The 22,197-nt window shown below is 68.0% G+C and carries 16 protein-coding genes; 9 read left to right on the plus strand and 7 right to left on the minus strand.

Translation table 11 applies throughout. The features are described from left to right. A partial coding sequence (locus ABZ420_RS34450) for a hypothetical protein (RefSeq protein WP_357131920.1) occupies positions 1–528 on the plus strand: 528 nt, incomplete at its 5' end. Between the two features lie 68 nt (positions 529–596). After that, a complete protein-coding gene (locus ABZ420_RS34455; protein WP_357131923.1) occupies positions 597–770 on the plus strand; it encodes a hypothetical protein in 174 nt (57 codons plus the stop codon). Positions 771–1,199: 429 nt separating this feature from the next. On the opposite strand, the gene fxsT is transcribed toward ABZ420_RS34455, so the two are convergent. The 4 genes from fxsT to ABZ420_RS34475 all read right to left on the minus strand — a co-directional run bounded on the left by fxsT (position 1,200) and on the right by ABZ420_RS34475 (position 7,092). Next, positions 1,200–3,395: an FxSxx-COOH system tetratricopeptide repeat protein gene (fxsT, locus tag ABZ420_RS34460; protein ID WP_357131926.1), complete on the minus strand. Its 2,196-nt coding sequence runs from the start codon at positions 3,393–3,395 to the stop codon at positions 1,200–1,202. 77 nt (positions 3,396–3,472) lie between these two features. Then, on the minus strand, positions 3,473–3,943 hold the full coding sequence (locus ABZ420_RS34465; RefSeq protein WP_357131929.1) for a hypothetical protein: 471 nt from the start codon (positions 3,941–3,943) through the stop codon (positions 3,473–3,475). A gap of 276 nt (positions 3,944–4,219) precedes the next feature. Beyond that, the gene (locus ABZ420_RS34470) at positions 4,220–4,735 is read right to left on the minus strand and encodes a hypothetical protein (RefSeq protein ID WP_357131932.1); all 516 of its coding nucleotides are present in this window, start codon (positions 4,733–4,735) and stop codon (positions 4,220–4,222) included. A 554-nt stretch (positions 4,736–5,289) separates the two neighbouring features. Further along, entirely contained in the window at positions 5,290–7,092 is a 1,803-nt protein-coding gene (locus ABZ420_RS34475) for a hypothetical protein (protein WP_357131935.1), read from the minus strand. 429 nt (positions 7,093–7,521) lie between these two features. On the opposite strand from ABZ420_RS34475, the gene ABZ420_RS34480 reads away from it, so the two are divergent. Continuing rightward, a complete protein-coding gene (locus ABZ420_RS34480; protein WP_357131938.1) occupies positions 7,522–8,145 on the plus strand; it encodes an HAD-IA family hydrolase in 624 nt (207 codons plus the stop codon). A 3-nt stretch (positions 8,146–8,148) separates the two neighbouring features. Here ABZ420_RS34480 and ABZ420_RS34485 read toward each other — a convergent pair whose 3' ends face one another. Beyond that, the gene (locus tag ABZ420_RS34485) at positions 8,149–9,138 is read right to left on the minus strand and encodes a hypothetical protein (RefSeq protein ID WP_357131941.1); all 990 of its coding nucleotides are present in this window, start codon (positions 9,136–9,138) and stop codon (positions 8,149–8,151) included. Between the two features lie 162 nt (positions 9,139–9,300). Between ABZ420_RS34485 and mobF the strand changes: the two genes are divergently transcribed. The 6 genes from mobF to ABZ420_RS34515 all read left to right on the plus strand — a co-directional run bounded on the left by mobF (position 9,301) and on the right by ABZ420_RS34515 (position 17,006). Beyond that, positions 9,301–10,617, plus strand: a complete 1,317-nt coding sequence (gene mobF / locus ABZ420_RS34490; protein ID WP_357131944.1) for a MobF family relaxase — start codon at positions 9,301–9,303, stop codon at positions 10,615–10,617. Next, positions 10,542–12,941 (plus strand): AAA family ATPase, encoded by a 2,400-nt coding sequence (locus ABZ420_RS34495; RefSeq protein WP_357131947.1) that lies wholly within the window; start codon positions 10,542–10,544, stop codon positions 12,939–12,941. Before mobF ends, ABZ420_RS34495 begins: the two co-directional genes overlap by 76 nt. Continuing rightward, positions 12,913–13,806 (plus strand): hypothetical protein, encoded by an 894-nt coding sequence (locus tag ABZ420_RS34500; protein ID WP_357131950.1) that lies wholly within the window; start codon positions 12,913–12,915, stop codon positions 13,804–13,806. Before ABZ420_RS34495 ends, ABZ420_RS34500 begins: the two co-directional genes overlap by 29 nt. Beyond that, a complete protein-coding gene (locus tag ABZ420_RS34505; protein WP_357131953.1) occupies positions 13,767–15,419 on the plus strand; it encodes a hypothetical protein in 1,653 nt (550 codons plus the stop codon). The genes ABZ420_RS34500 and ABZ420_RS34505 overlap by 40 nt, the downstream gene beginning before the upstream one ends. Before the next feature lie 321 nt (positions 15,420–15,740). Beyond that, positions 15,741–16,088 carry a hypothetical protein gene (locus ABZ420_RS34510; protein WP_357131956.1) on the plus strand — a complete coding sequence of 116 codons (348 nt, stop codon included), beginning with the start codon at positions 15,741–15,743 and terminating at the stop codon, positions 16,086–16,088. A 6-nt stretch (positions 16,089–16,094) separates the two neighbouring features. Beyond that, positions 16,095–17,006 carry a hypothetical protein gene (locus ABZ420_RS34515; protein ID WP_357131959.1) on the plus strand — a complete coding sequence of 304 codons (912 nt, stop codon included), beginning with the start codon at positions 16,095–16,097 and terminating at the stop codon, positions 17,004–17,006. Positions 17,007–17,188: 182 nt separating this feature from the next. Here the strand turns inward: ABZ420_RS34515 and ABZ420_RS34520 are convergent, their stop codons facing one another. Continuing rightward, positions 17,189–20,704, minus strand: a complete 3,516-nt coding sequence (locus ABZ420_RS34520) for a CHAT domain-containing protein (protein WP_357131962.1) — start codon at positions 20,702–20,704, stop codon at positions 17,189–17,191. A 180-nt stretch (positions 20,705–20,884) separates the two neighbouring features. Beyond that, complete coding sequence (locus ABZ420_RS34525) at positions 20,885–21,472, minus strand: hypothetical protein (RefSeq protein ID WP_357131965.1); 588 nt, start codon at positions 21,470–21,472, stop codon at positions 20,885–20,887. Between the last annotated feature and the right edge of the window lie 725 nt (positions 21,473–22,197).

Genomic DNA, 22,197 nt, shown 5'->3' on the forward strand with positions numbered 1-22,197 from the left:
GTGGATCTTGCTACCGGCTTAGAAGCCGCTGTGCTCGGCGGCAGCAAAGAAACCGAGGGCCTCACCCTGCGCCTGCGCTCTCGGGTGGCGGCACTACTTTCGGCTGCTGACGATCCAGCGACCGTTCTGTTCAGAGACATCGGCGAACTGTACGGGCTGCGTTCGAAAATCGTCCACGGCGGCGACCTCACCGTGAAGCAACTGACCACAGCTCTCAATGGGATCTCCACCGTTCCAACCCACGCTGATGAGGACAACTTCCTGGTCCGCCTCGGCTTCGCAAACGACCGACTCCGAGACATTCTGCGCCGGGCGATCCTCGCCCGATTGTGCCTGGCCGCGGAACCGGATCCGCTGTGGCCGTTCAAGGGTGCCGACTCGATCCCTGTCGATACCTTGCTGGCCGACGACGCAACACGGGCGGCGTGGCGCGCGCGGTGGCGCGGCAGACTGGACTCAGCCGGTATCGCACCCGCGGCGGCCCGTGCGTCGGCTGGGGAATACGCGCTCACCCCCTACGACGACTGACCCCGACGCTGATCGCGGGCCGCAAACGCGGTCCGCCGTTTCTCACTGACCGCTTGGCGAAGCCGTCTGTGGCGCTGGCCGATGTCGATCCGACCACGCAGCGCGTCAGGTTCTCGTATCGGCGCGCTGCAGGCAAAGTCGGCCAGTGCCTGCATGTCGGCGGTGTCGGCGACGTCGGTGAGCCTGGCGACGGCGGTACCGCCGGTGTTGTTGATGTGGCGACCACAGAGAACCACCCGTGAGATAGAGGGCGCCAAGCGCCGCGCTGGCCGTCAGCAGCGCGGCGACCGCAGTCAACTGCGTCCACCATGAGGACGCCCCCGTGGCGGGTGGTGGCGACTGCCGCGGGGGTGTCGGAGGTTCCGGCGATGGGGAGGTGCAGGCGGTGTGGGCGACCGCATCGCGCGGCCTCGACCGGCGACCGGCGCCCGCCGACGCCGCGCGGCAGGTGAACCCCCTGTAGTCAGGGGATCCCCCTCGTACGACGTGCCGCCGCCAAGGTAGTCGACGGTCAATGCTGAGGACATCACATATCGTGTCCTGTCGCAGTGAACTCGGTGGGTCTCTGCGATTAGGGAAGATCTTCGAGTGCTCGGAAGCTGATCTCCGACAGTGGCCAGGTACTTGAGGAGGACTTCGTCGTTCTATAGCGGTGGGGGCTTTGAACCGGCTCACCCATGTTCGTAGAGTGTGATCGCCTCATCCATCGGACCCGCTGATTCATAGGCGTAGGCGAGGTTGTTGCGGGTGTTCAAGGTGTCGGGGTGGTCGGCGCCCAGAATTCGTTCCTGGTCGGTGAGCAGTTGTTCGTAGAGTGTGATCGCCTCGGTCACCCGGCCCACCGACTCGAATGTGTAGGCGACGCTATGGCGGATGATCAGGGTGTCGGGGTGATCGGAGCCCAGCACCCGCACCGAATCGGTGAGTAACTGTTCGTAGAGTGTGATCGCCTCGGTCACCCGGCCCACCGCCGCATAGGCTCCGGCGAGGTTGTGGCGGGTATTCAAGGTGCCGGGGTGATCGGAGCCCAGCACCCGCACCGAATCGGTGAGTAACTGTTCGTACAGGGTGATCGCCTCGGTCACCCGGCCCACCGACGCATAGGCGTAAGCGAGGGTATTGCGGGTGGTCAGGGTGTCGAGGTGGTCGGCGCCGAGCACCCGATCCTGGTCGGGGAGGAGTTGTTCGTAGAGGGTGAGCGCCTCATCGACTCGGCCCGCCGAGTCATAGGCTCCAGCGAGGTTGTGGCGGGTGGTCAAAGTGTGCAGGTGGTCGGCGCCCATCACCCGCACCGAATCGGTGAGTAACTGTTCGAACAGGGTGATCGCCCCGGTCACCCGGCCCACCGACTCGAAGGCCCCGGCGAGGGCGTGGCGGGTGATCAAGGTGTCCGGGTGGTCGGAGCCCATCACGCGCACTCGGTCGGTGAGGAGCTGTTCGTAGAAGGTGATCGCCTCGGTCACCCGGCCCGACGACGCAATGGCCCAGGCGAGGTCGTGGCGAATAGTCAAAGTGTGCGGGTGGTCGGCACCGAGGTGGGTTTCGGCGTCGCCGAGTGTGCGGAGAATGTAGTCGATCGCCCGCGCCAGGTCCTCGGCCTCGATCAACTGCTCACCGGCCCAGATACGTGCAGGGAAGACGGTGTGGTCGGTGAGGCCGGTGGCGGTGATCGCGTCGATGTGCTCGATCAACTGCGCGCCTTCGACCCGGCGCTGCCACGCCTGAGCACGGTCGAATAGGTGGGGCTCGATCGCGTCCAAGGCGTTGTCGGCCAACTGTGTGCGTGCATGGTCGGTGTCGGCGCGTTCGCGCAACACCCGGGCGACGAGCCGGTGCATCACCACCATGGTGTTGTCAGTGGACCAGGTCAGCAGCGAGCCCCGCACGCACCGAGCGATCGCCTCATCCTGGCGCCCCAAGTCGTCGGGCAGCAGATCACGGGCCACACCCGCCGGGGACAGCATCGCCACCACACCCAGCAGATCGGTCACCGCAGTGTCGAGTTCGGGGTCTTCGGTGGGGTTTTCGGTGGTTCGGATCGAGAGCAGGACAGCCTTGTCCACGACCAAACGGTGCCCTTCACCGCCCCGCCGGGTGAACACACGCGGCAACGGCCCAGCAAGGAGATCACGGTATCGGGTGTAGTCCAACCGACGTGCGGTGATCGTCGCTGCGGCCTGGGTCAACGCCAACGGCAGATCACCCAACTGCCCAGCGATCTCGTCCGCACCAACGTCATCAGGCGGAAGGCTGCGGTGCCCGGTCGCCTCGTGCAGGTACCGCACCGAAACCCCTCGCTCGTACACCTCAAGGTCCACCCCGGCGCCCAGAGTGGTGAAGTCCCGGTCGGTGCTGGTGATCACCACCCGCATCCCACCGTGCGCCGGGATGAACTCCGCGACGAGGTCGGGGTCGACGGCGTTGTCGAACACCAGCAAACCCAACCCCGCACGCCCGTTGAGGTGATCACGCAACCGGGTCGCGGACCGGTATGAATCACCCCCGGGGTCAGCGACCCCGAGGTGGGTGGCGATCGCGGTCAACCCGTCCAAGAGGGAGCCCGGGGTTTCGGCGTCGACCCACCCCACCAGCTCGCACTCGGGCAACGTCAACGCCGCACGTGCGTAGGCGGCCGCCAGCTCGGTTTTCCCGACGCCCCGCATCCCGGTCACCACCGCGGTCACCCGCGTGCCCGCGACCTGTTCGGCCAGCTCCCGGAACTGCTCACGCACCACGAAATGCTTTGGCAGAGAAAAGATCGCGCCCACCACCCGACCAGCCGATACCGCCGCCGAGGTCGCCGCAGCCAGCGTCTGGGTGATATTGACGATGATGTCCCTGCCCGCGGACACCCCGGTGAACACCACCAGTCCCGACCACCCGCCGACGACGAGCGGGCTCGTGGTGGTTCCCTGTAGTGCGGGTCGCGCGCCCGGGCCGGGTGTTACCGGTGCGCGGGAGGAGGGTCCTGCGGCTCCGCATTGCCCGCGCGCACCGAGCCGATCTCGATATCCCCGGCAAAATCGCTCCCGATGACCCGGACTCCGGTCCCGGTCGAGATCACTTCACGGATCCGCAACGCCGCCGCAGACACCCGCTCCAGGTCCACACCGACCGCAGCCCCGGCGGTAGCCTCGTGGGCGCGCACGACCGCGAGCAACGCCTGGGCCGCAGCCAGCAGTTGCTGATCGTTCTCGGTGCCCGCGCGCTGGAGATCCTCGACCAGCACCGCCCGGCGGGCGTTCGAATCGGGTTGGCGCTCCACCGATTCCACCACAGAGGATCCAACACGACCCGCAACCAGAGCCTTGAGCTTCTGATACGCATCAGCCACGGCCTGCTTGGCGGTATCGGTCAACCCCGCTACCGCGCCCACCGCGACCGCGGCGGCGACTACCTCGGGCACCGACTCCAACACGAGATCCCCCCAACCGCTCCTCACCACGGTACGAGCGAGGTCGATGATGTTCTGACCGGCCCAATTCTACGCGCCAGTTTGCTGAATCCAGCATCGCGCGCGATGCGCGCGCTCAGTCACGATTCGTGAAGGCCGCCGCGCCTGCTGCGCGCGACGCCTGCCTCGCCGTACCGGACCGCGCGTACAGACCAGCGCTCCGACGCACGCATCAGCCGCTGCAGTAGGAAGGCCGGCAGTGAAGTCCCCTGGGCCTTCCGAGGTTTAGGGGCGCGGCTAGTGTGCGGGTCGGTCGGTTGGTTGCAGGAGTCCGGCGGCTCGGCAGTCCAAGCATTCCCATGCGGAGGCGTCGCCGCGTGCGGCGGCGTCGGCGACATGCGGGCCGGTGCCCCAGGACAGTTCGCCGCCGCAGTGCGGGCAGGTGCTCGGCAACTCGTCGGGTGAGCTCACCGGGATGAAGGTGTTGTCGATCGGGTAGCCCACGCTGGCCAGCGCTTCGGCGGCGGCCCGTTCCACCTCGACATACCAGTCCGGCACCTGGGCGGGCCGCAGCGCAACCGGCTCGTCGGAGACCGAGATCACCTCACCGCGGACAGCGGCCTGGGCGGCGAACTGCTCTGGGATCCGGTCGCGATGAGCCGCGCAGGTGCCCAGCACCGCTGCGTGTCGACTCGCCTGGCCACCACCCTCGCCGTCGCCGGAGAGTTTCAGAACCGCGATGAAACCCAGCAGCCGGGTGGTTGTCTTCCCGCACACCGCGCAGGTGTACATCGGGGTAATCGTGCGCGCCATCACCCCAGTCTGCCCTTGCCACAAGGGTTCACGGGCGAGTTCGGGCGACCCTCAACGCCCGCAGGTTCCTGAACCAGCCGCGTGCAGATCACGCGGGCGATCTCATCCGGCGTGCTCAGCGCGGATCAGCCCGAGCCGAGAGCGCACGCGCCAGCCGTGACGGAGTAACCCGGTCCGCACGGGCGCGGGGGCTGGTCGAGTTCGATCAGTTCGGCGGCCAGGTCGCCGACGACGACGGGGGCCGTTGTCGCAGCGCCCGCAGTCGGCCGAGGCGATTCGCCCGCCCGGCTGACCGGCCTCACAACGACGCCGCTCGACGACCCCGCCGGGCCGGTGGGCGTCGGGATCCAGCCCGGCTGATGGTCAGGTCCTGGTGCTGTTGCCACTGGGCATGCCCTTCGGCCGGGATGTTCCCGCAGTCGGGCACGACCCGATCGACAGGCCCGCCCGGCGGCGCGCATCCGTTTTCGCGATGTCGCGCACCGCACGACCGGCCGCGGACGCGTGCGCCGCGGGCATCCAGGTCGCGGCCCGGGGTTCGGCGGGGGCGGTTGTCAGTCGCGCGGGTCCGGTGTGTTCCAGGGGTCGTGGTCGTTGATAGTGGTGACCAAGTCGCGCTCGTCGAGGCCGTCGGGGCGGGGGCCGACGATGTCGCACAGCGTTTCCCAGTCGATTTCGAGGTGGTCGGTGGTGGCCAGCGCCGCCGCGAGCTGTGTGAGCTGCGGAGGCTCGTTCCTCAGTTTCGGCTGGCGGCCCAGGTGCAACGGCTCGGTGATCCCGAGGGCGAGGGCGGCCAGCTGCGCGGCGGTGCCCTGGGGGGTTGCTGCGTCGGGGTCGAGGGGGATGGGGCTGGCGGCGCCGGTGCGGTCGATCAGGATGCCGCCGTATCGGCGTCGGTCGCCGACGGTGGTGGCGAACAGGTGGACCACCGCGGGTGTGCCGATCTCGAATAGCGTCCTGGGAACGTGGTAGGCCAGCAGGCCACCGGCGCGGTGGCCGGGCAGTCTGCGCGCGGGGTGAGACTGGGGATCGGTGTCGGTCACCCACCCGAGAGAGGCACCCGCACTGTCCGCGGCCGTGGGGTCCTGCGGGCGATTCCCGGCATTCGACAGGTGTTGGCGCTGATGGCGCTCCAGGGCTGTGGTGAGTGCTTCGTGCAGCCAGTTGTCGTGTGCGGGAATCGCGGTGAGGTGGCGGTCGATGGCGGTGCGCAGGTGCTCGGGGATCCCACCGCAGTCGAGGGTCAGCACGTCGATGGAGTTGGGGTAGCCGTAGTAGTCGGTGGCGGTGCGGGCCATGCCGTGGGGCAGGTTGGGTTGTTCGATCAGCCATTGCAGGGCGTGGAACAGAGCTACCGCGCCGGGCTGTTTCGGCAGTGGAGGGTTCGGGTCGGTCAGGGTGGACTGTGGCGGCTCGATCGGCAGCACCCAGCCCGGCGGCACCTCGATAGAGGTCTTGTAGACCCAGTTGAATTGGTGGGTCAAGGTGGTGTCCCACATCGTGTTTCCGAGCTGGGCGAGTTCGTCGACGATCTCGGGTGGGGCGGGCCTTGCTCCGGTGGTGATCTGGTCGATGACCTCGCGGCATTGTCGACGCAGCCCCGCGGCGACGGCCAGCCCTGGTGGAGTGTGTGAGGCGGGCACTGGTGGGGTGTGCTGGCCGAGGGGGCGTGGTTCCCACAGCGCGGCCGCTGTTTTCGAGACCGCGCCCTGTTCCCAGTACGGCAGCAGGTGCCCGATCAGCTGCGAGACGACCGCGGCGTCGAGCAGTTCCAGCCGCAGCCCGAACTCGAAGACGTCGGGATGGTCGGGGACTTCGGCGCCGAACAGGTCACCGTGGTCGTAGAGGCGCCAGTTGTTGGGCCTGATCCAGGCGATCGCGCCGCGCATCCCGCGCTCACCGCCATACCCGAGGGCAGCGATGACGGCAGAGGAAACGTGCTGCCCGGGAAACCGCGAGACGCTGGGTTCGCCGACGGGCACGACCAGGCTCAGAACACGCGGGTCGGAGAATTCACCGGTGCTGTAGCGGGCTACATGGGCTTCGGCGTACCCACCATCGCCGGTGGGAAGCTTCACGAACTCCGCCGCGCCACGGAACCAGCGTTGCCTGATCGGGCCGCCGCCGGGCACGGGAGCGAAGACCGGCAACGCCGCCTCGGGCGCGCGGCCGGTGACCACGAGCCATTCCAGCACGTCCTCGCGCAGGTACAGCGGCCTCTTGGGTGTGGATTGCGCGATGGGCTCAGGAAAACGGGAGTCCTCCTTACGCAGGCGGGAGATCATCGCGCGTTTGACACCCAGCAACTCTTCCAAGTCCTGGGTGGTCACAAGGTCCGGCAGGGTGAAGGCATCCATACGAGAAATGTATCAGATGTTTACAAGGTTTACTCTGGTGATCAAACGTCTACAGTATGAAAATACGTCTACCCGACTCGTCCAAGGCGGCTGCCAACCGGATCCGTCGCCTGTTCTCCGATGACTCTCCCCTCCTCGTCGGATTTGACTGGCGGCGCGGAGAACCCACGCGCACTACCCGGCACCTCGACCCGCTCACCGCCGCGCACATGGCCTCCCTTGCCGCTGGACACCACCGCGTACACGTGCCCACGCGGCGCTGTTGTGCACGGTTCACGGGGAGCGCCACACATCTGCCGAAATCGTGCGGCTACCTCGAGGGCGGCGCAAGACGCTGACAGCAGGCGGCGCGCGCCGCAGCGGGGGCGCGTTTGCGGAGCAACATTCTCTCCGCGCGGAGGAAGGTGGCAACTCGGTAGGGTTGCGGCTATGGCGGAGCGGCGGTTCAGGGGCCTCATTCTCGACTTTGTTGGGGTGCTGACGTCCAACATGGTCGAGGTGGCCGAACTATTCGAGATCCGCGAGCGACTGCGTCCAGATACTTTCCTACGAGCTTGGGCTGATCCAGCAGGGCAGGTGTTGTATCGGCAGCTGGAGTCCGGTGAGATCGACCAGAAGGCATGGAATTCCGACTTCGGGGCACTCATGGGTGTCGATGGCGAGGATTTGATGCGTCGGCTGCTGTACATGATGGACCCGGCTCACGAGGTATTGCAGGTTGTTCGTGAGGCGCGGGCTGCGGGAGTGCGGACGGCGGTGCTGTCCAACTCCTTGGGCCGCGAGCCGTATGACCCGTACGGTCCTTACGAGCTTGACGAACGCTTCGATGTCGTTGTCCTGTCGTCCGAGCATGGGATCCGCAAGCCCGACTCGGCGATTTTCGAGCTGACGCTCGACCGGTTGGGCATCACGGCGGAGTCGTGTGTGTTCGCCGACGACTCGGAGGTCAACCTTCCACCGGCCGATGCGTTGGGGATGACAGTGATTCATGCCCTCGATGAGCACGAGACGGCGGATGAACTGCGCAGGCTGCTGGATCTACCGCCGATGTAGTGATTACCGGGTGGCGTCGAGGAAGTCGTGTACGAGTGGCACGGCGGCGTGGTCGGCGAGTTTGGTGCGCAGGCCGTCCAAGGTGGAGGTGGATCGGGCGGAGTCCACCCCGCCGAGGCAGCGCATCGCGTGGGTCGCGGTGTCGATGGCAGCGTCCAGGTCGTGTAGTGCCAGATGCGCTTCGGCTGCTCTGGCGAGATAGATGGCGTGGGTGCGGGGGTATCGGTCGTCGCCGCGGTAGTCGGCGGCCACGGCCGCGTTGAAGTGGCGAATAGCTTGGGCTGGATTGCCGAGCTCCAGCGCCGATGATCCGGCGATCATTTCGATCTCGCCGTGTGTGACCCAGTACAGGGTGGGTGGGTCGTCGGGGCTTGGTCCTTTCTCCAGAGCGGTTTCCGCCAGGTGCAGGTGGTGCGCGCACCCTTTGCTGTCGCCGGTCTTGGACAGGGCGCGTGCCGAACGGGCTGCGAGCATGGCAGTCATGCGGGGTGTGCCCAGGGTGCGGACTTCGGTCTGGGCGGTGTCGAGAAGTGACACGGCCTGTTGCGGCTGACCTGTGGAGTAGCACTGGACGGCCATGAAAGACAGCGCGTAGGCGCCGGTGACAGGGTCCTCGGCGGTCGCGGATGCTCGCAACGACATCTCGAATGAGCGGGCCGCCGCGGCGTGGTGGCCTTGGTCGAATTCGCTCCACGCTATTTGGCGGCCGACTTCTGCAGCGAGGGAGTAGAGGCGTCTGCCGGTGTGTTCGGTGTAGCGGCCGTGACGCAGCAGCGGCACGATGAGCCCGAGTTCGTTGCGGGCGAGCGCGGCCAGGTCGCGGCTGCCGAGCTCGTCGTCGAGATGCCGCAGGTGATCGAGGCGGTGGTCGATGTGGTCGATCAGAGCTGGGTTGACTTCGCGTGAGCCGTTGCCCGTGAAATCACCGGCTTTCTCGCCGCGCCACGCCGGTGCACCGGTCGTCGCTGACGCGATGTGGCAGCCGTAGGGCATAGCATCGCCCTCAGCGGGTGTGCGCCGACCGCACCGGAAGGCCTATGACAAGCACGATCGCGGTCACGACGGCGACCAGGCATCCAGACGAACCCGCTTTCAAGAAGCCCGCGCCGTGATGCTTCGGGACTCGCACACCGCACGCCTCTGGCGCAAGCCGTAGTGTCCGGTGCACGTCAACCCGGTCACCGGCGTCCATCCGTCCGGGTTACCGCACGGGGGAACGGTGCACGCCCCATCGCCGTACCATGGCGCACTCCACCGATACATCCACGTCTTCGGCCCGGACGATGGTTCGGTGCAGGGCTGGCGGGGCTGGCGGTCCACTACCGGGGGATGCCGGTGGACGGCTCGGCGGTGCGGGCCGGGGATGTGGTGACCGAGCCACAGATGAAGGCATTGCTCGGTTTGGGCCGCCACCCGCAGGCCGATGCGATCGAAGCGGTTGTGATCGCCGAGGAGATCGGCCGGGGCGCGAAACGCAAGCACGCGAAGCGGGCGGCGTCGCAGGCGTCGAGGTTGGGTGCGCCGTTCCGGATCTACAACGGCGCCAGTGAGTACCGCAAGCGGTGCGCGGTCGCGTTCAACGACTACAACGTCGGCGTCGGTCTCTCTCGGTATGCGCCGATTCCCGACGAGCGGCGGGCCGTGATCCGGACTGCGGTCGCGCGGGAGATGTTCGTCGAGCGTTTCGCTCGTCCTCCTTTGGATGACCGGGAGTTGTCGGGGTGGGTGGCGCGTCATTCGCGTCAGCACACCACGGCGATGGCGGGTTTCGATTGGACCTTTTCACCGGTGAAGTCGGTGTCGACGTTGTGGGCGGTCGCGCCGCGGGCGGTGTCGAGATTGGTCGAGCAGGCACATCATCTCGCGGTCGCTGATGCGATGCGGTACTTGGAGCAGCACGCCACCTACACCCGCGTGGGCCGTAACGGGGTCCGCCAGGTGGAGGTCGATGGGTTGATCGCCGCGCAATTCGATCATCGCGAATCGCGTGCGGGCGACCCTGATCTGCACACCCATGTGGTGTGCGCCAACAGGGTGCGGGCCGCGGATGGGCAGTGGCGGACACTGGATGGCGCGGTGTTCTACCGTGCCGCGGTCACCGCATCCGAGATCTACAACACCCGCCTGGAAATGCATCTGGAGCGGCTGCTGGGCGTGCGGTTCGCCGAACGCGCCGGCCTGGATCCCGGCAAGCGCCCGATCCGGGAGATCGTCGGTGTCGACCCGGCGTTGAACGAGCACTGGTCACAGCGTGATGCCGCGATCACCGCCCGGCTGGGCGAGCTGACCGTCGCACACCAGGCCACTTATGGGCGCGAACCGCTGCCGGTGGAGATGTATCAGCTGGTGCAGCGCGCCATCCTCGACACCGCGGACCCAAACCGGCGGCCCGTTCTTTGGCCGAACAACGCGCCGCGTGGCGACGCCAAGCCCTCGCGGTGCTCGGCGGACAGGCGGCGTTGGCGGCGATGATCACCGCCGCATTGCATCCGGGCGCGCCGGTGCGGCCGGTGATCGACGCCGACTGGATCGGCCGCTGCGCGGACCGGGTGGTCGCGACGGTGTCGGCGCAAAGGTCGGTGTGGCGGCGTTCGCATGTGCGCGCCGAAGTCGAGCGGGTGATCCGCGGTCTGGTGCCGGTCGCGCAGTGGGCGCGTGTTAGTGCCGCGGTCGAGCAGCAAGCGCTCGCGCCGACGCGGTCGGTCGCGCGCGGGGACCCGGACGTGGCCGCCCATCCCGAACTGGCGGTAGTGCCCGCGTTGTTCCGCCGCGCGGACGGCTGTTCGATCTACACCGGCGCCGACGGTCAGCTCTACACCGCCCCTAAGGTCCTTGCCGCGGAGGCGGATCTGATCGACATGGCGCGAACGCGCGACGGTCACGCGATCCCCACGCCGGTGGTGGATGCGGCGATCGCGGCGTTCAGCGTGGATCCCGGCAACCAGCAGCGGCGCTTGAACGAGGGCCAGCTCGCGACGATCCGCGCGTTCGCGACCTCCGGGGCGGGAGTGCAGATGGCCAACGCGCCCGCGGGGTCGGGCAAGACCACGGCCATGGCGGTCCTGTCCGATGCGTGGCTGGCCGGCGGCGGCAGCGTGCTGGGTTTGGCGCCGACCGCGCGCGCGGCCGCCGTCCTCGGCGCGGACATCCGGGCGCGGGTGGAGACCGTCGACAAACTGCTGCACGTCCTGGCACGCCACACACCCACCCGGGAGCGGTTGCTGTTCGAACCCGACCGGCTGCCACCGCCGCTGCCGCAGTGGGTGCTGGACATCGACGACCGCACGCTGGTCATCGTCGATGAGCACGTACAGATCCCCGACACCGCCCGGCTGCGGTTGTTGATGTTCCTGCGCTCACGCGGCGCCACGGTCCGGCTGGTGGGTGACACCGAGCAGCTGCCCGCGATCGACGCCGGGGGCGCGGTGCAGGACATGATCCACGCCGCCGGAGCGCGTACTCAAACCCTCACCCACATCGTGCGTTTCGTCGACGACGCCGAAGGCGACGCCAGCCTGCTGCTACGCGACGGCGACCCCGCCGGTTTGGCCTACTACCTCGACCACGGCCGCATCCACGTCGGCAGCCCCGCCGCCGTCGCCGACGCCGCATTCGCCGGATGGCTGGCCGACCACACCGCCGGACGCGACAGCGTCATGCTCGCCGCCAACCACACGACGGTCACCGACCTCAACCGGCTCGCACGCGAACACCGCCTCACCGGGCAACCGGCCGGCGCGCAGGTGCCGTTGGCCGACACCCTGTACGCGTCGGTGGGCGACACGATCCGCACCGGCCTCAACAATCCCCGGTTGAGCGTCGGCGCCGATGACTACGTCCGCAACGGCTACCGGTGGATCGTCACCGACGTCCATGCCGACGGGTCGCTGAGCGTGGTCCAGTTGCTCGGACACCGCCAGCTCGGCGCGCGGGTGCGGTTGCCCGGCGACTATGTCGCCGCCCATGTGCGGCTGGGGTACGCCGCCACCATCGGCTCCGCCCAGGGCATCACCGCCGACACCTGCCACACCGCACTGACCGGCCACGAGACCCGCCCCCAGCTGTATGTCGCGGTCACTCGCGGCCGCGCGGGCAACCACCTGTATCTCACCACCACCGTCGACGGCGACGAACCCTCCTTTTGGACCGAAGAAGCGGTCCTGCCCCGCACCGGCCTCGAGCACCTGACCCGCATCCTCGGTCGCGCCAACACCGACACATCCGCCCACACCGAACTACGCGACGCGCTGGACCCGTGGCGGCGGCTCGGGCGCGCCACCGACATCTACCTCGACGCCCTGCCCGTCGCCATCGACCACATCCTCGGCACGTCAGTGTTGGCGCGCATCGACCGCGAAGCCAACAGGTTGTGGCCAGGCCTGATCCGCAGCCGCGGATATAGCGTGTTGCGCCAGCATCTGGCTCGGCTGCTGCTGGCCGGCCGCGACCCCATCGCCGAACTCGCCGCCGCGATCAAAGCCCCGCGAACTCGGCTCCGCTGGGGATGTCGCCGCGGTGCTGGACTGGCGACTGGACACCTCCGACGCGCACTCAGCCCCTCCCGGGCCGCTGCCGTGGCTTCCCGGCATCCCGGAGTCGTTGCGCACCGACCCGGATGTCGGGGCGTTCCTGGTCGCCCGCGCCCGCATCATCACCGAGCTGGCAGACCAGATCCGCGCTGCGGCTGCCGCGTTCACACCCGCGAGCGCACCGCTGTGGGCACGACCGCTCCTCGGCACCGACCCGAGTCTTCTGGGCGACCTCGCGGTGTGGCGGGCCGCTTCGCATGTCGATGACCTCGACCGCCGCCCCGCCGGCCCGTCCCGGTTCGTCGCCGCCGAACGCCACCACTACGAACTACTCACCGCCCGCACAAACGACGCGATCGGCGATGCCAACCTCGCGGTCAACAAATGGTCGCCGGCCGCCAAACGCATCGCCGTCGGCATCACCGACGACCCGTTCTGGCCGATCCTCGCCGAACGGCTCGACACCGCCGACCGCGCCGGCATCGACGTCCCCGCCCTGCTGGCCACCGCCGCCGCGATCCGCCCGCTGCCCGCCGAGATGCCCGCCGCCGTGCTCTGGTCACGCATCACCTTCGGCCCCAGCGCCCTGGACACCCCGCACGCAGAAGTGCCCCTCGCGCCGGCGTGGACACCGCAACTGCGGGCGGTACTCGGCGCCCAGGACGCCGACCGGGTGCTGGCCGACCCGGCATGGCCGAGGGTCGTCGCCGCCATCGACCGCGCCGCCGAATCCGGCTGGACACCCCGCGAACTGCTCGAAGTCGCCAGCGAACTACTCGTCGGCGGCCGCACCGACCACCACGACAGGTTGCGCCCCGACCAGTTCGCCACCGCCCTGGCCTGGCGCATCGACGCCCTCACCCGCGCCGTCCCCACCTACCCCGACCCGCCACCGCCCACCGAACCGCCCGACCTCGACGAGCACCCCGCCACAGAACCCGACATCCCCCGGTCCCCGACCACACCGCCGAAACCCTGTCCCTGTCCCCGGAGGCCACCATGGACAACAACCCACCACCCCGGCCAGCGACCGACCCCACCGCCGCGCGTCTACCAGACAGTCCCCCACCGGTTACGGCGTCTCCCGACCGTGTGCCGCTGGCCGGTCAGATCCGCGAGGCCGCGAACCTGATCAAGACCGGCCAGGTCGCGTCCGCGGCCGACGCCATCGCCCGGCTCACCGACGCCGCCAGCCCGCTGGAACGCGACACCCTCCAACGAGTCGAGGAAACCCTGCGCCGCTACGCCTTCCCTGTCGCCCGCGCCCGCCTCGAGCACGCCGCCACACGGTTTCCCGACCGCGCCGAACTGATCCGCGCCTGTATCCCCGACACCGACCCCGGCATCTTCCACCGTGACAACGAGACCCGCCAACCGGCCTACCGCCGTGACCGCGCGCCCCGCGACAGCCGCCGGTGGGTCGATCCCACCCGCCGAGTACCCGCCGCCCAGCAACACGGCGAGCCCGACGTCGTTTTCGACTACACCACCGGCGACATCGACCACCTCATCCAACCCAACCCCGACGACCGCACCCGCCACGACGAACACCTGCCCGACAGCTCGGCCCGGCTCGTCGACAGCGACAGCCCGGTCGGGAGAAGGAGGATGCACTGGCGCGACGAACCCGACCGGCTCGACGACTTCAGAACCAGCCGTGCCCGTCGCCGCGAGCACGATCCGAGTCGCGAGGAGCACTTGCAGGCGCTGCTGGAGCCGCTGCGCGATCTGCCGTGCGTGGGGTGCGGATTCGAACGCCCTCTCGCTGACCGGCCCGCCTTCGATCCCGTCACCGGCGACACCGAACGCGATGACGGGCTCTGCGGTGATTGCCGCGTCGAAGGCGGGCCCGGGATTCCCGCCCACGACGCGGATCGGTACATCGAGGCACGCTGCGCGTATGTCGCCGCGACCCGGCCGGCACCGGAAGCGTTGGCGTTCCTGCATCGGGACTGGCGCCGCGTCGCGCTCGCCCACCGCCACCGCATCCGAACCTGGGTGCTCGAGCACGGACTCAGAACCCAAGCCGACCAGGCCCGTGCCGAGGCAACCGACCCGGTGCGCGAGCTGCCGGATGCGGAACTGAGCGACCGCATCGAACAGACCCGCCGCCGGATCGCGTTGGCCGCCAGCATGAAGGCCGCGGAAACCCTTCCGGCGTCGCCGCCGATCACCGATCCCGGCGCTGCCCGGTCGCAGGGTATCGCTGCGGCCGACGCGATCACCGACGCGCGCTCTGCGGCAGACACCGCCGCGGACCTGAGCAAGCAACTGCACAGCATCGGCCGGCAGATCGCAGCCACCCGCACGCAACTCGTCTCCGCCACCAGCGACACCCACCACCTCGAATCCACTCTCGCCGCGCTCAGACAGACCAAACAGCAGCTGATCACAGCGGTCGCCGCATCGCGCCGCGCAGCACAGGACGCCCACCGCGACGCCGAACTCATCGCGGGCCCATCCGAGCAGTGGGACGAAGTGCTCACCCACCCCGGGAGGTTCTCACCGCCGCAGGCCACTGCGGTTACCGAGACCCACGCTGGCGACGACGGTCACTGGCAACGCCAACTCGACGCACTGCGTGCCGAACAGCGCCGACGCGCGACCCTGTCTCCAGCCGAGCGCGACAGCGAACAGGCTCATCGCCGCTCGAGCCCCCGTGCGCCGGAACCGGCCGACGTCACCCACCTCGGCACGACAAGCGAGCCGACGATTTCGGCGCCGACCGATGAACTGGGGCGTTGACGGCAAATGGTGTTCCCGACGGCGGCATGGTCGGATTACCGGCCGGCGTCCGGCAGACAGCGAAACCGTTTTCGACCTCAGCTGCCGCAGGCACCGTGATTGCGGCACCTCGACGGTGGCCGCTGATCCACCGACCGATTCGTAGTGGCGACTGATCGAACGACACGGACACCGGCGATCATCGTGACAACACGCCCGATCTTTTCCGTGGGCGGGTATTCGGTGGAACCATGTCTTAGTGCGGCGTGACGGAGACCGCCTCACGCCATCCCCGCAGCGACCCGCCGCGGGAGGCATGTGTTGCGGGGGGAAGGGATTCGAATGGAAGACGCCGAACGAGCAGCACTGACCGGGCTGTGCAGCGGGCTGCACGCTCTGCGAGCCGAATGCGCCCGCTGGCCCGAGGCGCGCCAGCAGCTACTGGCACGGATCGAGACCGAAGCCCGCGCACGACGACCTATCGAGGCTCTGCTTGCTGAACTGATGGGCGCCACCCGGGAAGAGACCAGGCAGATGATCTCGACGAGTTTGCCCGGGTTCGGTCCGGGACGTGCGGACGAAGAATCATTCGGCTGCCCCGACCGCGCCTGCGATCACGTCACCACGACTGTGCCGGCCGGGCCGGTGCCACGATGCAACCTCACCGGCACCTTGATGCGGCGACAGTAGGTACCGGTGGGCACCTTCTTCCAGGAACTGGCCAAGAAACTCGCCGAACGATGGGTCACTCTGCTGGTCATTCCCGGCGCCGTTTTCCTCGCGACCGCCGGAATCGGGGTGCGACTGGGACATCGGCACGCACTCGACTACACCCGGTCGCGTGCGTTCATCGCTGAGGTCAGTGCCTGGATCGGCCGCCAGTCTCCCGGCAGCCAGGCCGTGGCGATGGTCGCAGTGCTGCTGGCCGCCGCCGGCGTCGGGTTGACGGTGCAGGCGGCCGCGGGGGCAACGCGCACAGTGTGGCTGGGGACGTGGCCCCGCCCGCTGGCCCCGTTGCAACGCCGACGAGTCGACAGCCGTCGCCGACGCTGGCACGCCCGAGTCGACCGGCGACACACACTGCAACAGAACTATCCGCACCATGCACGCACCCCCGAACAGCAACACCAGATCGACATCGCCGCAGCGCGAATCAACGACCTCGCCTTGACCACACCTGGGCGTGCGACCTGGATGGGAGACCGCATCCACGCCCTGGAATCGATCGCCGTCGATCGATACGGGCTCGACCTGACCTTCGCCTGGTCTCGGCTGTGGCTGGTGCTGCCCGAGACCACACGCACCGAGATCACCGCCGCCAACGCCGCTTTCGTCGCGGCAACGGCCACCGGCACCTGGGCATGGCCCTACCTGCTGCTGTCCACCCTGTGGTGGCCCGCCGCAGTCATCGGCGTCGGAATCGGTGTCACCGGATGGGTTCGCGCTCGCGCGGCCGTCGCCGACCTGACCACCCTGTCCGAAGCCGCCCTCGACCTCCACGGCCGCGACCTCGCCACGGCCCTCGGCGTCGCCGAAGCCGACCGCACCGGCCCGCTCACCCCCGACGAAGGCCGAGATCTCACCAGAATCATCCGCAAAGGACGCTGACCTCATCCAGCCGACCGCAACTGCCGATCCTCGGATCTGCCGACCTGGATGGAAGGCCGCGTCCCTGCCGTGGAAGCCGTCGCTGTGGACCGCTATGAAGTGGATTCTGTGTTCGTCCGACCACGACCGTGGCTGGGTGCTTTCGACGCCACCGTGCTCGGATCATTAAGCTTCACGCTGAGTTAGGGGCCACTGTGGATGAGTGCTGCCCACAGATCGGGGCGATCAGGGTATCGGGTGCGCAGCTCTCGGGTGGTGTGGTGCAGCGCGATCGCGGCGTGGTCGGCGGTGGGTGTGGCGGGCAGGTGCTGGTAGAAGCTGGTGGCGGCGGCCGCGGCGATGCGATCTGTCAGCGGCCACAGGCTCGCGATGACGTGGCGGAACCCGGCCAGTTGGAAGGCCGATGCCGGATGCAGGGATTCGTCGGCGCGCCAGATCCCTCGGTGGGCAGTGGAGCAGGCCGACAGGTAGGCCAGTTCGGCGTGGGTGAGGTCGAGGCGGCTGATCTGCGGCAGCGACAACGTCGCGTCGTGCAGGGCCAGGCCACTGCGGGAAGAGGTAGTGAAATCGACACTGGCGTGGCAGGCGAAATGCGCCCAGGTGGCCTTCGGGAGGGCGGCCAGGACGGCGTCGGTGGTGGCCGCGTCGTCGAGCAGAAGCGGGATATCGGGGTGGCGGGCGTGCAGGTCGGTGGCTTCAGCGACGGTACCCGGCAGATCCGGTAGCCCTGGTGTGTGCTGCAAGGCGACGGTCAGTTGGCGACGGATGGTGGCCGGTGGCCGTGCGTGGGCGTGTGCCAGCGCACGAAGGGTGGGCGTGTAGGAGGAGATGATGGTGTCGAGGGCACCGGGCCGGCCGGGGTGGCCGGCGGCGTGGAGAGGGAACAAGCCCAGCAGGCCGGTGGGCAGCCACCATATCCGCGGCAACAGTTCCTGCTTGCCTGCTTGCAGCGGTGCGGCCTGCAGGATCGGGTGCACGATGGTGTCCCACAGCCAGCCGAGGATCTCGGGTATCACACGCTGCCGGCGCAGGACTGCCGCGAGACCTGTGTCGTGTGTGCTGTCCAGCAGCGCCAAGCCATGGGAGAGGAAGTCGTCGAATGCCAAGTCCGGCAACCGGATATGTACCGGATCACCGTGGTCGGTGAGGATGATGGCGTCGCTGCGGCGTTGGTCGACGTTGACAAGGACGACAGCGCCGTCTCTCAGGGCAGGTTGCAGGTCCGTCAGTCGCGGCGGTCGTAGGAACCTGTCGAAGCCTGGTTGTCGACGGATCTCGGTCAGCAGCTCGTCGTGCTCTGCCCACCTGCGTTTGCGGTCCTCGATCCGGTTGTGCGTCTGCTCTGGGGGCGCACCGCCGGGTTGGGTGTCGGCCGTGTGTGGGGTGTTGAGCTGGTCACGTAGTCGCCGCAGTCGTGTGGCCAGTTCGGGGTGGGCGTGGGCGAGGTCTGTGAGGTCGGCGCGGGCGTCCAGTTGGGCAGCCAACAGCACTCCCCGGCCCAGTTCGGCGGTTTCCATCGCCCCGACGGGATCGTTGATCGCGCAATGAGCGACCACGGATTGCACGACCAGTCCCCTGAGTTCGCCGAGACGGTGTTCCTGGTCTTCCCACCCCGATTCCCGCGGCGCGACCAACGGCACCAGAGCGACTGCTTCGTCGAGCAGCCTGACAGCGAGAGAGTGCTCGTGCACCGCCAGCGCCAGCCACCCCATCGCCAACCCTGCCCGAACCCGGTCGAACGGCGGAGAGGTCACCGCCGCGGCGACCTGATCGGCAAGGGCGAACAAAGTTGTGCAGTCAGCGCCCTGCCCACCCCCGTGCACCCGCTCGCGATAAATCGAGCCGAGGTTGGACAGCAGTGTGGCCAGATAGGGCTGATCAGCGGGCGTGGCGCTGATCGCCTGCGCGCCGAGGTCGATCGCGCGGTCTATGTCGTCAAGCGCTCCACCCGGCTGGTAGCGGCGCAGGTAGGCGTTGCTCAAGCCGGACAGGTAGAGCGCCCGGTTGGGATGGTCGCAGGGCGTACTCGCCACAGCCTGCCCGATGATCTCGATCGCCCCCTCCACATCCGCCTGTGCCCGACCTCGTTCATAACGCGTGTGGTAGGCGTTACCGAGGGTATAGAGACGCATCGCACGGTCAGGGCTGTCGAGGGGTGTGGCGGTGACCGCTTGCTCACCCAACTCCACCGCCCGATCCACATCGGCCAACACCCCACTGCGCTGGTAACGCGTCAGGTACGTAGTGCTGAGATTGGACAGATACATCGCACGGTCAGGGCTGTCGAGGGGTGTGGCGGTGACCGCTTGCTCACCCAACTCCACCGCCCGATCCAAATCGGCCAGCACCCCACTGCGCTGGTAACGAGCGTGATAGGTATTGCCCAAATTCGACAGCCACATCGCCCGGCCGGGACTGCCGACGGGCGCGGCCGCGACCGCCTGCTCACCCAACTCGACCGCATGTTGCTCGTCATCGAGCGCGCCCGCCAGCATGAATCTGCGATGGTAGGCATTGGCGAGGGCCGTCACCATACCTGCGCGGTAGTGGTGACCAGGAGTTGTCGCGGCGATCGCCTGCTGGCCCATCTCGATCGCCGCGTCCAAATCGGCCGGCTCACCTCGACGCTCGAAACGCAGATAGTGGGCGTTGGCGAGGCTGGACAGCATCCCTGCCCGCTCGGGATCGTCGGAAGACGTAGCGGTGACCGCCTGCCCGATCAGCTCCATCGCCCGGTCGAGATCCGCCAAAAGCCCTCGCCGCTGGAACCGCAACCGCAATGAGACGCCGATGTTGAACAGCAGGGCCGCCCGCCGGGGGTAATCGGGCGCCATCTGCGTGATTGCTTGTTCGCTCAGCTCGATGGACCGGTCTAGATCGGCTGGCGTCCCCCGACTACCGAATCGCATGCGGTAAGCGGTGGCGAGATTCGACAGCATCGCCCCCCGCTCGGGGTCGCCTGCGCCGACGGTGGCGACTGCCTGCTCGCCGAGTTCGACCGCCCGGTCCAGGTCAGCTTTCGCTCCGCCTCGCTCGTAGCGCACCTGGTAGGCGAGACCGAGGTTGGATACCATTGCCGGTCGATGGGGATGGTCTGGCGGCGCCGCCGAGACTGCCCGCTCCCCCAGCACGATCGCCTGCTCCAGATCAGCGGACACCCCGTCGCGCTCGTAGCGCATCCGGTAGGTGACTCCACAATTGGACAGCGTCCGTGCCCAGTTGAGGTCGTCTACGGAAATGCCTGGTAGAGCAGCTGTGTAGAGGATGATCGCGGCGTCGAGAACGATCAGCTCAGGCACGGTTTCCGCGTATTGCTGTAGATCATCGGCGAGATCAGCTTGATCATCGGCCGCAGCAGTCGAGCCGAGGTACACCCGCAGCGGTTCCGGTATCGCCGCATCATCGCCGGCGAGTGGCTCCACCACGACGATGGCGCGCGCCAATTCAGACTGGCCAGCCGCATCCGGAGTGATCGCGTGGAAGCGTGAAAGATACAGCCAGCACAGGATGTGGCGCGCCGCTGCCAGACGCCGAAGATCTTGAGGCAGTGCAGAATCAGGGTCGGTTGGTTGCGCGGCATCCCAGAGCGCGGCGGCTTCGGCCATCGCCGACTCCCCCACCACCATGTCGATTCGGCCGGAGCGCAGATAACCGGTGACGCGCTGCTGCATCTCTTCCAATAAGTCGTCGAAAGACACGCCGAGCCCCCTCACCGCGCCCCGCGGTGCCATTTCCGTCGCCGCCTGGGTCGTGAAGTCTATCGGGGGTCGAAGCGGGGCGTTACTTCACAGACCGACCGCATCCGAACGATCAGCGGAACTGCGATGCAGCAGACGGCCGACACCGCCCTCCAGTCGCGGCAGGGGGCGCGAAGGTGGTCAGAGAATGCGGAAGTCATTGAGAATACGGAAATCTGGCACGAATCCGGCGTCCTCGACCGCGGCGACGGATCCCACTGGAGCGAACCAGTCCAGCGGTACGTCGGTGAACGACAGTCCGGGACTGTCGGTGTGATGCTCGGGTGTGCAGCGGTGCAGTGGCCCGTTGGCGGCGTCGAGGATGACCCGCAAGTGGGGGTCGATGTGGCCGACGAAACGGGGGTCGAATTCGGGCAGATCATGCCGGGGACTGTGGACGTTGAGCCCGATGTCGATGTCGTTGTCGCCGCGTTCGTGGACGGTGATCCTGCGCCGGATCGGTGGGCACACCATCTGCGCATACACCTCATCGGACAGGACGTTCAAGAATCGGCGGGCCATGTCGAACAGGCCGTCACGCTGCCGCGAGTGCAGCGCTTGATATTCCAGGATTCGTTGCGCGGGGCGCAGCTTGCGCATCTTTCTCAGGATCAGCGCCGGGGTGGTGTCCTGGTCGTGGCCGAGCCATTCGGCGACATGCAGCAAGTCGCCACCGGCGCAGGCCGCGGCCAGCAGATAGCACGCCAGCAGGGTCTTGCGCGCCGCCATCGAAATAGCTGTCGACCCGGGCGTCTTTCTCTTTGGATGCCGAGACGAAGAACGAGGCGAGCTTGCGGGCGGCCGCCAACGTCGTGACCTGCCGCAGCAGGTTCACCCAGAACCCGACCTGCACGCTGCCGGTGACCCCTTGAGGATCCAGCAGCCATTCTCGGCCGTGCTGGCGGCGGCCCAGGACGGTGTGGCGGTAGAGGTCTGGCCGGTTGGACGTGGCCAGCACGCGGACATCATGGCGGGGAATCGCCCAGGCCATGGTTCTGCCGGTGCGAGCACCGGCCTCGATGAACACACATCTCCGCCGGGACATGCAGTGCGAGATCACCGGCGAGGTGAACCCCAGCGGCGGCCCGGACGTGCCCGCACCTGTTGGGGTACGTCTTCAGAAGTCGTTGCGCGGGCGGGGTTGGCCGCTGTTGGGGACTGAGGGGAACAGCGGCGGGTCTGCAACAGGCTGCGGCCGCCTCTGGACGCGTCGACTTCATTTGAGGCAACTGGGCATTAATGCAGAGTGCATCGTTCGTCCCGCTGGTGGCGCAGGCGTCGATCGTTGTGTCATAGAAGCGAGCCCACGCGCAATTCCACATTTCTTGCGGGGTTCGCATCGGGAACGCATTCGCCGCTTCAGTCGCTGCGAGTGTGTTCCCCGACAGATGCGCATCGGATCCAGGAGACGCTGCGGTAATCGTAGATCTGTCGCCGAGCACGGGCGGAGGGAA

The sequence above is a fragment of the Nocardia sp. NPDC005745 genome (assembly GCF_040630775.1).
Lineage (GTDB): Bacteria > Actinomycetota > Actinomycetes > Mycobacteriales > Mycobacteriaceae > Nocardia.